The following is a 12,284-nucleotide window of genomic DNA, read 5'->3' on the forward strand; positions in this document are numbered from 1 at the left end:
TATGATCTTTGCTGCAGCAAGGGCGCAGCAAAACGGCCCGCCGTGGTCCAGGAACGGGCCGTTTGCCTTTTCTTCGCCGGCCGGACAAATAGGTCAATGCATCCGCGGGACCAGACCATCTTTGCGTTATCGTCCGGCCGGACGCCGAGTGCGATCGCCGTGGTGCGCGTCTCAGGCCCGCAAGCCGGCCTGGCACTGACGACCTTGGCGGGGAAGCTGCCGGCACCGAGGCAGGCCAGTCGCCGGCTGCTTCGTGACGGCGCGGGCCAGCCGATCGACGATGCGGTCGTGCTGTGGTTTCCGGGACCGGCCAGCGCGACCGGCGAGGATGTCGCCGAATTCCACGTTCACGGCGGCCGCGCCGTGCTGTCGGTGCTGTTTGCCGAGATTGCTGTAATTCCGAATATTCGGGCCGCCGAGCCGGGCGAGTTCACGCGGCGCGCCTTCGAGAACGGCAAGCTTGATCTCACCGAGGCCGAGGGCCTCGACGATCTCATCCACGCCGACACGGACCGCCAGCGTCGCCAGGCGCTGCGGCAGCTACAAGGCCTGCTCGGTGACCGCGCGCGCGACTGGCGTGAGCGCGTCATCGAGGCGTCGGCGCTGATCGAAGCCGGCATCGATTTTTCCGATGAAGGCGATGTGCCGGCGGAGTTGAGGGCGCCGGCGATCAAGGCGATCGAAACGCTGCACGGTGAAATCACAAAAGTCCTTGCGGCACAGGGACATTCTGAACGCCTGCGTGACGGCCTCGTGGTTGCCATCGCCGGCGAGCCCAATGTCGGCAAGTCGACGTTGATCAATCAGCTCGCACGTCGCGAGGTCGCGATCGTCTCGCCGCATGCCGGCACCACGCGTGACGTGATCGAGGTCCAGCTCGATCTCGATGGTTATCCCGTAACGATCATCGATACCGCCGGTATTCGCGAGACGGACGATCCGGTCGAGCAGGAGGGTGTTCGCCGCGCGCGAGCTCGGGCCGAGGATGCCGACCTCGTGCTGTGGCTGATGGAGGGAGAGCAAGCCGTCGATCCGGACGCGATGCGCTCCCTTTGGAAATCCGGAGACAGCGATCGGTCAGAGGGATCGGTCTGGATCGTCCGTAACAAGATCGATCTCATGGCTGGCGGTACCAGACCGAGCGGTGAGTTCGGGATCTCGGCGGGGCGTGGCGACGGCATCCCGGAGCTGGTCGATGCGTTGGTGAAATTCGCTTCCGAGTTTTTCGGAGCCACCGAGGGCGCAGTCGTGACCCGGGCTCGCCAGCGGGACCTGTTGAGCCGGGCATCCGAGAGCTTGCGCCGGAGTCTGGACCTTGTAGAAGACGGCGAGGAGCTCGCGGCCGAGGAGCTGCGCGCAGCGGCCTATGCCTTGGGCCGGCTGCTTGGCCGGGTGGACGTCGAGGACGTCTTGGGCGCGATTTTTCAGAAGTTTTGCATCGGAAAGTAGGACTAGTTCTTGAGTGTAGAACTAGCGCTTGTTCCATTCCTTTGTTTCACGTGAAACATCCATCGCTTGGTCCCTGTTTGGGAACCCGGCTTGGGCGGATAGCGCAGCGCACGCAGGACTCGGGCTCTTTCGCCGTCTTGGATTCGCCGCTGTTTCACGTGAAACATTACTCGGACGGGTGGCGGGACCAACTGAGGGTCTTTCAGTCCGCGAGTGCAAGGTCGGTCGCGCTCACCTCATCATGACGAGGAGTCCTGGCGCGAGGAATCCGGATCGCCGCCGTGGAAGGCCGGGGGTTACTAGCTGCGCTCGCGAGGACTGAACGTGCTCTTGCGGGTCCCAACGGGCGTCTTTTCCGCCGTGAGGCCCGAGTTCGTTTCACGTGAAACGCGAGACGATTCAATGCCCGTCCTACTGTGCATGGGGTTGTTTTCGCAAAAATTGCCCCCCGGCCAGGATCGGTGTTTCACGTGAAACATCCGCTTCATTAGTTTCCACTTCCGGCCCAGCGGCCTCTGAGCTAGAAGTCCATTCATGCGAACAGAGCGAGAGAGCTTCGACGTCATCGTGATCGGCGGCGGCCACGCCGGCTGTGAGGCCGCGGCTGCATCTGCGCGGATGGGCGCTGCGACGGCTCTGGTGACGCATCGTTTCTCCACCGTCGGCGCGATGTCCTGCAATCCCGCAATCGGCGGCCTTGGTAAGGGACATCTCGTTCGCGAAGTCGATGCGCTGGATGGCCTGATGGGTCGCGTGGGCGATGCCGGCGGCATCCAGTTTCGTGTCCTGAACCGGCGGAAGGGTCCTGCGGTTCGCGGCCCTCGAGCTCAAGCGGACAGAAAACTCTATGCCGTCGCGATGCAGGCCGCGATCGGGCAGACCGAGGGTCTCTCGGTCATCGAAGGTGAGGCAGACGAACTGATCGTGGTCGACGGCCGCGTCACCGGTCTGCGCCTGGCCGACGGTCGAGAGCTTCGGGCAGGGGCTGTGGTTGTCACCACAGGCACCTTCCTCCGCGGTCTCATTCATCTGGGAGAGAAGAACTGGCCAGCCGGCCGCGTCGATGAGGCGCCCGCGATGGGTCTTTCCACCTCCTTCGAGCGCGCCGGCTTCACCCTCGGACGGCTGAAGACCGGCACTCCGCCGCGCCTCGACGGCGCCACGATCGACTGGTCGGCGGTCGAGATGCAGCCCGGGGACGAACCGCCGGAGCCGTTCTCGGTGATGACCAGGCGGATCACGACGCCGCAGATCCATTGCGGCATCACCCGGACCACGGCTGCGACCCATGAGGTGATCCGGGCCAATGTCCATCGCTCGCCGATGTATTCCGGCCAGATCAAGAGCTCCGGCCCGCGCTATTGCCCCTCGATCGAGGACAAGATCGTCCGCTTCGGCGACCGCGACGGCCACCAGATCTTCCTGGAGCCGGAGGGTCTCGACGATAGCACCGTCTATCCCAACGGCATCTCGACCTCGCTCCCCGAGGAGGTCCAGCTCGCGATCCTTGCCACCATTCCCGGCCTGGAACGGGTGAAGATGGTCCGGCCGGGCTATGCCATCGAATACGACCACATTGATCCCCGCGAGCTGGACCCGACCCTGCAGACCAGGCGCCTGCGCGGCCTGTTCCTGGCCGGACAGATCAACGGCACCACCGGGTACGAAGAGGCCGCCGGGCAGGGCATCGTGGCCGGCTTGAATGCGGCGCTGGCTGCGAGCGGTGGCGCACTGACTGTGTTCGACCGCGCGGACGGCTATCTTGGTGTGATGATCGACGACCTCGTCACCCGCGGGATCAGCGAGCCCTATCGGATGTTCACCTCCAGGGCCGAATACCGGCTGACGCTGCGGGCCGACAATGCCGATCAACGTCTGACCGAGAAGGGAATCGCGCTCGGCTGCGTCGGGAATGCGCGGATCCGGCATCACCGCGCCAAGATGGACGCTTTGAATGCGGCTCGAACACTGTCGAAGTCGCTGACGATCACCCCGAACGAGGCGATCAAGCACGGATTGTCCCTGAACCGGGATGGGCAGCGCCGGTCCGCATTCTCGCTTATGGCCTATCCGGATATCGGCTGGAGCGAGGTCCGGGCAATCTGGCCGGAGCTGTCCGCGATCGACCCCGTCATCGCCACCCATCTCGAGATCGACGCCAAGTACGACGTCTATCTGGAGCGCCAGAGCGCGGACGTCGAAGCCTTCCGGCGGGACGAGGGGCTGGTCCTGTTGGAGGTCGATTATCAGCAGGTGCCCGGGCTCTCCAACGAGGTCCGCGCCAAGCTGGAGAAGGCACGGCCGTTCACCGTCGGGCAGGCTGGCCGGATCGACGGCATGACGCCGGCCGCGCTCGGGATCCTTGCAGCTTATCTCCGCCGCGAGGCCCGGAAGACCTCCAAAGCAATCGCATAGGCGTTTCACGTGAAACAGCGCGGACCGGGCGGCGACAGACCGCTAACGCGACGACCCGGAACAGGCGAGGGCGCGGATCGTCGACCTGACCCTGGACCGGCCAAGCCGAAGATCGACAAGGCCAGCGCCAACGATCAGGCGCTCGACTCCGTCATTGCCGCGGACAAGGGCGAGGCGCTGAAGCTCGCGCCTGTTTCACATGAAACGGAAGCACGGCTTGACCGCTATATCGCGTTGCTCCGGGAGTGGCAGGCCAAGACCAACCTGGTCGCTCCCTCGACTTTGCCGCAGCTCTGGACCCGGCACATCGCCGACTCGCTTCAGCTCGTCGATCTCGCGCCGTCCGCAAAGCGCTGGGCCGACCTCGGTAGCGGCGGCGGCTTCCCCGGCGTCGTGCTTGCCTGCGCCATGGCAGGGACTCCAGGCGCTAGCGTTCATCTTGTCGAGCGAATCGCCAAGAAGGCCGCGTTTTTGCGCGAAGCGGTCCGCGTCACCACATCTCCGGGAGTCGTACATCTGGCTGAGATCGGGGATAATGTGGATAGAATCACCGGCCCCGTCGATTGCGTCACCGCGCGTGCCTTGGCTCCGCTACATCAACTCATCGGTTTTGCGGAGCCGCTGATGCGCCAGGGCGCAAAGGCGCTGTTTCTCAAGGGTCAAGATGTAGAGGCTGAATTGACCGAAGCCGCTAAATATTGGAATATTCAGCCGCAGCTCCACAAAAGCCGTACTGGCGACGGGTGGATCGTCGAGCTGATGTCCGTCGAACGGCGCGGGTGAGGCGTCAGGGGCCGAGTGGGGAATTTCGATGAGCGCGATTGACGAGCCGCAGCAAGAGCAGACTTCCGAGGTCCCGCACGGCCACCCGCGCATCCTGGCGCTGGCGAATCAGAAGGGCGGTGTGGGAAAAACAACCACAGCGATCAACCTCGGCACGGCACTCGCCGCGATCGGCGAGCGGGTCCTGATCGTCGATCTCGATCCGCAGGGCAATGCCTCGACCGGCCTCGGCATCGACCGCCGCAACCGCTCCTGCTCGACCTATGACGTGCTGATCGGGGAAGCCGGCCTGCGTGAAGCTGTGGTGTCGACCGCGGTGCCGCGGCTGCACATCGCGCCCTCGACCATGGATCTCTCCGGTCTTGAGCTCGAGCTCGGCACCACGCCCGGCCGCGCCTTCAAGCTACGCGACGCCATCGGCGCGCTCAACAACAACGTCTCGCCGGATGCCGACTACACCTATGTGCTGATCGACTGCCCGCCCTCGCTCAACCTGCTCACGGTCAACGCGATGGCGGCGTCGGACGCGATCCTGGTGCCGCTGCAATGCGAGTTCTTCGCGCTCGAAGGTCTGTCGCAACTCTTGCAGACGGTCGAGCAGGTGCGCTCGACGCTCAATCCGAATCTGTCGATCCACGGCATCGTGCTGACCATGTTCGACTCGCGCAACAACCTCTCCAATCAGGTCGTCGCCGACGTCCGGCAGTTCATGGGCGAGAAGGTCTACAAGACCATGATCCCGCGCAACGTCCGCATCTCGGAGGCGCCGTCCTACGGCAAGCCGGTGCTGGTCTACGATCTCAAATGCGTCGGCAGCGAAGCCTATTTGCGGCTTGCCACCGAAGTGATCCAGCGCGAGCGCGAGCTGCGCGTCACGCATTGACGGTGCCGTAGGGTGGGCAAAGGCGCCTTCGCCGTGCCCACCATCTTACGCACATAGACAACTGGTGGGCACGCTTCGCTTTGCCCACCCTACGACAATTCAGTTCTGGAGTGCTGCAGCGTGAATCCAAGGGAGCTGGCGATGGCCGACGAAGCGCGTTCGCGACTGGGCCGGGGTCTTGCAAGTCTGATCGGTGATGTCGGTGGCGAGGCTCAGCATGTCGATCGGCCGCGCGCGCAGCGCAAGGTGCCGATCGAGTTCATCAAGGCCAATCCGCGTAATCCGCGCCGCACCTTTTCGGACACCGAACTGAAGGAGCTCTCCGAGTCCATCAGGCAGCATGGTGTGATCCAGCCGATCGTGGTGCGCCCGGTGAAGGGCGCGCAGGATCGCTTCGAGATCATCGCCGGCGAGCGGCGCTGGCGCGCCTCGCAGATGGCCGGCCTGCATGAAGTGCCGATCGTCCCGGTCGACATCAGCGACAGCGACGCGTTGGAGTTCGCGATCGTCGAGAACGTGCAGCGCGAAGATCTCAATCCGATGGAAGAGGCGCAGGGCTATCACGCGCTCGCCAACGAGTTCAAACGCAGCCAGGAAGACATCGCAAAAGTCGTCGGCAAGAGCCGCAGCCACGTCGCCAACATGATGCGGCTTACCAAGCTGCCAGCCGAAGTGCAGGCCTTCATCGCGACCGGCGAGCTGACCGCCGGTCACGCCCGCGCGCTGATCGGCGTGCCCGATCCGCTCGCGGCTGCCAAGCGCATCGTCGAGGAGGGCCTCAACGTGCGCCAGGCGGAGGCGCTCGCACATGAAGAGGGCGTGCCGGAGCGCAAGCCGCAAAAGGCGCGCGCCACCGGGGGCAAGGAAAAAGACCCCGATACGATCGATCTCGAGAAGCGTGTCAGCGACGCGCTCGGCCTCAAGGTCACCGTCAATCACCGCGATCCCGGCGGTTCGGTCCAGATCAGCTACAGCAACCTCGATCAGCTCGACGAGGTGATGAAGCGTCTGGCCAAGGGCGCGCTGTAGGTTTCCGTCATTGCGAGTGCAGTGCTCGCCGTTCTCGTGTCCCGGACGCGCTGCAACGCGCAGCGTTGCTGCGCAGAGCCGGGACCCATAGCCAAGAACGAAATCGCAGACGCATGGGCCCCGGCTCTGCAGCGCACCGCCAAGAAGCGCTGCGCTGCGTCCGGGGCACGAGACAGCGGCTATCCCCGCCGCTTCGCGTTCGCGGCGATCGCCATTAGAGTGCGCTGGGCGATGGCTGCGGCCAGCGTCGATTGCTTGCGGGTGTCGAGCGCCGCGCTCGCGAGCTGCTCGATGATGGCGGCGAGCCGCGCCACGCTGAAATTGCGCAGTGCCGTTTCGACCGCTGGCTTGCGTGAGAAATGCAGGCGCGGATAACCGCCGTCGAGCACGGCGGAAGCAGGCTGGCCGTCGGCGATCGCGAGCGCCGATTTGTGCAGCCACGCAGCCTGGCGCTGCGCGGCGGAGATGATGACGCCGGGATAAGTGCCGGCGATCATGGCCTTGGCGAATTCGGTCTCGACAATGTCGGGCCGGCCGGCAAAGGCCCCGTCGACGATCGGGTCGAGCTTGAGCTCGGACGCGTCCGCAACCACCGCCATCACGTCGTCCAGCGTGATCTCGCCCTTGCCATGGGCATAGAGGGCCAGCTTGCGCAGCTCGTTGCGCGAGGCCTGGCGGTCGCCGCCGAGGAAGGACATCAGCGCCGCGCGGGCATCCTGCGCGATGCGCAAATTTGCGATGCGGAGCTCGTCTTCCATCAACTTGGCAAGGTCGCGCTCGGTGTCGGGATAGCAGCCGATCGCAACGGCTGCCTTGGCGCGCTCGCAGGCCTTGCGCAGCGGCGATTCCGGTCGCAGCTCGCCGGCCTCGATCACGATGCGGCAATCCCTCACGTTCATTTCGGCCAGGGTGTCGATGCCGCTGGCAAAGCTGCGCGAGCCTGCGCGAATGCGGATGGCGCGGCGGCCGCCGAACAGCGGCACCGTCATGGCTTCGTCGACGAGGCGCGAGGGCTCGGCGGAGAGCTCGTCGCCGTCGAGCTTGACCAGCGAGAATGGATCGTTGGGATCATCGACGGCAGAGGCGATCAGCGCGTCTGCGCGCTCACGCACCAAGCCGGCATCGGGACCGTAGAGCAGGATGATTGGACGGCCCGCATCGGGGCGGGCGAGGAAGGCGTCGATCTCTTTTCCACGCAGCGCAACCATCGGGCCTCAAGGACGTCATTGCCCGGCTCGCGATGTCGTCAAGCCCGGAAATGAGGGAGCAAATTTAGGTGCCTGCCGTGAAGAACGAGGCGAGCCGGGTGGTGATGTTCTCGGCGATCTCGTTGGCGGCGCGATCCTCGGCATCGCGCACGGCGCGGGTGCGGGAGAAGCGCTGATAGGACCCCGGCATGTCGTAGGACACGCGTGAGAAGGTCGTGCCGGTCATGACAGGCTTGTCGGTGGCAACCTCGACCAGCCTGTACTGGGCGTCGATGCCGAGATTTTCGCTGGTCGGCAGTCCCGTCGTGGCGCTGACGATCAGCGAGGAACGGCTGGTGGTAAAGCGGATTTCCAGCTTGTGGGTCGGCGGCATGCCCGTGGCGCTGCCGTAAAGCTTGAAGGCCAGGGCGTTACGGATTTCGACGCCGACGCGGGCCTCGCGCGAGGCATTGGGCTTGTTGATCGGGGGCAGCTCCACCCCCATCAGCTTCTCGCGCAAGCCGGGCGTGCCGTCGCCGCGCTCGGCATACATCGGCTGGAAGCAGCCAGCCGTCAGCGCCGCCAAGGCGGCGACCGCCAGCAAGCGGGCTGCGATGCGGATCCTAGCCGACAACATTCACGATCCTCTTGGGGACGATGATCACCTTGCGGACGGGCTTGCCGTCCAGGGCCAGCTTTACCGCATCGAGCGCCAAAACGGCAGCCTCGATTTCCGGATTCTGGGCCGCTGTTGCAACTGTGACATCACCCCGCTTCTTGCCGTTAACCTGGACCACCAGGGTCACGCTGTCTTCGACCAGCAAATCGCGTTCGATTTGCGGCCAATTGGCCTCTGAAACCAACCCGGTCTGGCCGAGAGCCTGCCAGCACTCCTCAGCGAGGTGCGGCATCATCGGGGAGAACAGCTGGACCAGGATCTGGCTGGCTTCCCGGATCGCCCAAGCCAGATCTGGGGCGAGATCGCCTGCCGGCTGCCCGGGTCGCTGCAGGATCTCCGAGAAGCTATTGGCGAATTCGCGGATATGGGCCAGGCAGACGTTGAAGTGCAGCCGCTCGATCCCGGTGGTGACCTTGTCGAGCGCGGCATGGGCGGCCTTGCGCAGGGCCGTCGCGTCCGGACCGAAGCTGGCCGGCCGGGCCGCCGGCGCGGCGTTGCCGAGTTCGACGGAATCGTTCACCAGCCGCCACAGCCGCTGCACGAAACGCGAGGCGCCCTGGACGCGCTCGTCGCTCCAGATCACGTCGCGGTCGGGCGGGGAGTCGGACAGCATGAACCAGCGGGCGACGTCCGCACCGTAGGTCTCGATGATGTCGTCGGGATCGACCGTGTTCTTCTTCGACTTCGACATCTTCTCGATCGGACCGATCTGGATGTCTTCGCCCGTCGTCAGCAGCGTTGCGCGGCGCCCATTGCCGCCCACCTCGACCTTGACCTCGGCCGGCTGCACATAGGTGCCGTCGGCCTTCTGATAGGTCTCGTGCACCACCATGCCCTGCGTGAACATGCCGGCGAACGGCTCGTCCAGTGCGAGGTGCCCGGTCGCCTTCATCGCGCGGGTGAAGAAGCGGCTGTAGAGCAGATGCAGGATCGCGTGCTCGACGCCGCCGATATACTGGTCGACCGGCAGCATCCGGTTGGCCACCGCGGGCGTCGTCGGCGCGCTCTCGTTCCAGGGATCGGTGAAGCGCGCGAAATACCAGGACGAATCCACGAAGGTGTCCATGGTGTCGGTTTCGCGCTGGGCCTTAGCCCCGCATTTGGGGCAGGTCACGTGCTTCCAGGTCGGGTGATGGTCGAGCGCGTTGCCCGGCTTGTCGAAGCTCACATCCTCCGGCAGCACCACGGGCAGGTCGGCATCCGGTACCGGCACCACATCGCATTTCGGACAATGGATGACGGGAATCGGGCAGCCCCAATAGCGCTGGCGCGAAATGCCCCAGTCGCGCAGCCGGAAATTCACCTGACGCTCGCCGACCGGCGCATTGCCGCGCAGCTCGCTTTCCAGCCGTCTGGCGACCTCGTCCTTGGCCTGTTCGATGGTCATGCCGTCGAGGAAGCGTGAATTGATCATGCGGCCGTCACCGTCATAGGCGGTGTCGGTGATGACGAACGTCTTGGGATCCTGGCCCTCGGGGCAGACCACCGGAATGTTGCCGAGGCCGTATTTGTTGACGAAATCGAGGTCGCGCTGGTCATGCGCCGGGCAGCCGAAGATCGCACCGGTGCCGTATTCCATCAGCACGAAATTGGCGACATAGACCGGCAGCTTCCAGGTCGGATCGAACGGATGGACCGCGCGGATACCGGTGTCAAAACCCTGCTTCTCCGCGGTGTCGATGATCGACTGCGCGGTGCCGATCTTCTTGATGTCGGCAATGAATTGCGCAAGCTTCGGGTTCTTCGCGGCGGCTGCCTGCGCCAGCGGATGATCCGCCGAGATCGCCATGAACTTTGCGCCGAACAGCGTGTCCGGGCGCGTCGTGAAGATCTTCAGCTCGTTTTCGCCGGCGGGCGTCGTCGCCGCATCCAGCGCGAAGCGGACCAGCAGCCCTTCCGAGCGGCCGATCCAGTTGCGCTGCATCAGCCGCACCTTGTCGGGCCAGCGATCGAGCCCGTCGAGCGCGGACAGCAGCTCCTGCGAGTACTTCGTGATCTTGAAGACCCACTGGCTCATCTCGCGCTGTTCGACGACGGCACCGGAGCGCCAGCCGCGCCCGTCGATCACCTGCTCGTTGGCGAGCACGGTCATGTCGACCGGATCCCAGTTCAGCTTGCGCTTCTCGCGCTCGGCGAGACCGGCGGCGAGCATGTCCAGAAACATCTTCTGCTGGTGCTTGTAGTAGCTGGGGTCGCAGGTCGCGAATTCGCGTGACCAGTCCAGCGACAGCCCGATCGAGCGGAGCTGCTTCTTCATCGCGGCGATGTTGTCGTAGGTCCAGGCCTTCGGCGCGACCTTGCGCTCGATCGCGGCGTTCTCGGCCGGCAGGCCGAAGGCATCCCAGCCCATCGGATGCAGCACGTTGAACCCCTTGGCGCGCATGAAGCGGGCCAGCACGTCGCCGAGCGTATAATTCCGGACATGGCCGATATGGATGCGCCCGGACGGGTAGGGGAACATCTCGAGCACATAGTATTTCGGCCGCGAATCGTCGTTCTTGGAGACGAAGATCGCCTGTTCGTCCCAGAGGCGTTGCCAGCGCGGTTCGGCGTCGCGGGCGTTATAGCGTTCGGAGGTCATGGAATCGTTGGGGTTTTCGTGGGTTCGGCCGTCTCAAGACGGCGGACTAGGCCATAGAAGTCCTTAAGGGGTCAATGGGTTGCCGCGATTTGGAACTTTGCCCGGCGTCTCCGCATAACTACGAGGGCCCACGTTGGGGTGGGATTAAGGGCTCGATGCCAATTTGCGGCCCGACGAGACCGCATGAGCACGATGGATTCCAGCTTCGACGAACCCGATTACGACTATGCCGCGTCCGTCGCCGGACGGGCGATGCGGAGCATGGCCGAACAGCGGATTGCGCCGACCCCGGCCAATTTTGCCGTTTGGTTCCTGTATTTCGCGGGCGGCCAGGACGATCTGCGCAACGCCGTCGATCTCCTGATCGACCACAATCGTCCCTTCGACAGCAGGACCAATCAGGACTTGTTCAAGACCTATGTCGCGCCCCAGGTGAGTGCCGCCGCCGTGGTGCACACGTCCGAGCGGCTGCAGGCGCTCATGGGGGCCGCGAAGGAATTTCTGACGACCGCGATCGCCGACAACCATTCGCAGATGCAGGTCATCAGCGAGGTGGCGGACCAGGGCAAGGCCGGCGTCGATCCGAAGGCGCTGGTCGCCCAGCTCATGAACGAGCTGGCACGGGCCGCCACGCGGGCGACACGGCTGGAAGCGGGCTTTGCGGAAAAGACCCGCGAGCTCGATGTCATCCGCGATTCGCTATCGAGGTCCGAGGAGCGCGCCCGGACCGACACGCTGACCGGCCTCGCAAACCGGCGGGCGCTCGACGAATTCCTGCGCAAGGCGCAGGCGACTGCGGCGTGGGGCGAGCCGCTCAGCATGCTGATGCTCGACATCGACCACTTCAAGGCGTTCAACGACAATTTCGGCCACGGCGTCGGCGACCAGGTGTTGCGTCTGATGGCGAAGGTGCTGCGCGAAAAGGTTCGCGAGCAGGATCTGCCGGCGCGCTATGGCGGCGAGGAGCTGATCGCGGTGCTGCCGGATGCCGATCTCGCCACCTGTGCCGATCTCGCCGAGCGCATCAGGCACGCGCTCGCCGAGTGCACGATCACCCGCCGCTCGACCGGAGAGGTCCTGCCCAGCATCAGCGTGTCGATCGGCGTGGCGCAATACCGGGCCGGCGAAGCTATCGCCGATCTCATCGAGCGCTGCGACCGCGCCCTCTATCTCGCCAAGAGCAGCGGCCGCAATCGCGTGGTGACGGAGACCGAGCTCGATCGCGCGGGGACTGCGGGTTAGCCTGTTGCGGGGCGTGCCGACGACGACGTCGGCCTT

9 protein-coding genes are annotated in these 12,284 nt (G+C 64.9%); 6 read left to right on the plus strand and 3 right to left on the minus strand.

What is annotated here, in order from left to right; genetic code table 11:
• The first annotated feature begins 96 nt into the window (after positions 1-96).
• The 5 genes from mnmE to CIT39_RS01005 all read left to right on the plus strand — a co-directional run bounded on the left by mnmE (position 97) and on the right by CIT39_RS01005 (position 6,559).
• A complete protein-coding gene (gene mnmE / locus CIT39_RS00985) occupies positions 97-1,449 on the plus strand; it encodes a tRNA uridine-5-carboxymethylaminomethyl(34) synthesis GTPase MnmE (RefSeq protein ID WP_094975978.1) in 1,353 nt (450 codons plus the stop codon).
• A gap of 534 nt (positions 1,450-1,983) precedes the next feature.
• Positions 1,984-3,864, plus strand: a complete 1,881-nt coding sequence (mnmG, locus tag CIT39_RS00990; protein WP_094975977.1) for a tRNA uridine-5-carboxymethylaminomethyl(34) synthesis enzyme MnmG — start codon at positions 1,984-1,986, stop codon at positions 3,862-3,864.
• 9 nt (positions 3,865-3,873) lie between these two features.
• A complete protein-coding gene (gene rsmG, locus CIT39_RS00995) occupies positions 3,874-4,647 on the plus strand; it encodes a 16S rRNA (guanine(527)-N(7))-methyltransferase RsmG (protein WP_094975976.1) in 774 nt (257 codons plus the stop codon).
• 28 nt (positions 4,648-4,675) lie between these two features.
• A complete protein-coding gene (locus CIT39_RS01000; RefSeq protein ID WP_094975975.1) occupies positions 4,676-5,530 on the plus strand; it encodes a ParA family protein in 855 nt (284 codons plus the stop codon).
• Between the two features lie 141 nt (positions 5,531-5,671).
• Entirely contained in the window at positions 5,672-6,559 is an 888-nt protein-coding gene (locus CIT39_RS01005; protein WP_162308832.1) for a ParB/RepB/Spo0J family partition protein, read from the plus strand.
• A 179-nt stretch (positions 6,560-6,738) separates the two neighbouring features.
• Here CIT39_RS01005 and holA read toward each other — a convergent pair whose 3' ends face one another.
• The 3 genes from holA to leuS form a co-directional block, all read right to left on the minus strand.
• Positions 6,739-7,767, minus strand: a complete 1,029-nt coding sequence (holA, locus tag CIT39_RS01010) for a DNA polymerase III subunit delta (RefSeq protein WP_094975973.1) — start codon at positions 7,765-7,767, stop codon at positions 6,739-6,741.
• A gap of 64 nt (positions 7,768-7,831) precedes the next feature.
• Positions 7,832-8,383, minus strand: a complete 552-nt coding sequence (gene lptE / locus CIT39_RS01015; protein ID WP_094975972.1) for an LPS assembly lipoprotein LptE — start codon at positions 8,381-8,383, stop codon at positions 7,832-7,834.
• Positions 8,370-11,006 carry a leucine--tRNA ligase gene (leuS, locus tag CIT39_RS01020; protein WP_094975971.1) on the minus strand — a complete coding sequence of 879 codons (2,637 nt, stop codon included), beginning with the start codon at positions 11,004-11,006 and terminating at the stop codon, positions 8,370-8,372. Before leuS ends, lptE begins: the two co-directional genes overlap by 14 nt.
• Positions 11,007-11,198: 192 nt before the next feature.
• On the opposite strand from leuS, the gene CIT39_RS01025 reads away from it, so the two are divergent.
• On the plus strand, positions 11,199-12,248 hold the full coding sequence (locus CIT39_RS01025; RefSeq protein WP_244607644.1) for a GGDEF domain-containing protein: 1,050 nt from the start codon (positions 11,199-11,201) through the stop codon (positions 12,246-12,248).
• The last annotated feature ends 36 nt before the right edge of the window (positions 12,249-12,284 follow it).

The sequence above is a fragment of the Bradyrhizobium symbiodeficiens genome (genome assembly GCF_002266465.3).
GTDB lineage: Bacteria > Pseudomonadota > Alphaproteobacteria > Rhizobiales > Xanthobacteraceae > Bradyrhizobium > Bradyrhizobium symbiodeficiens.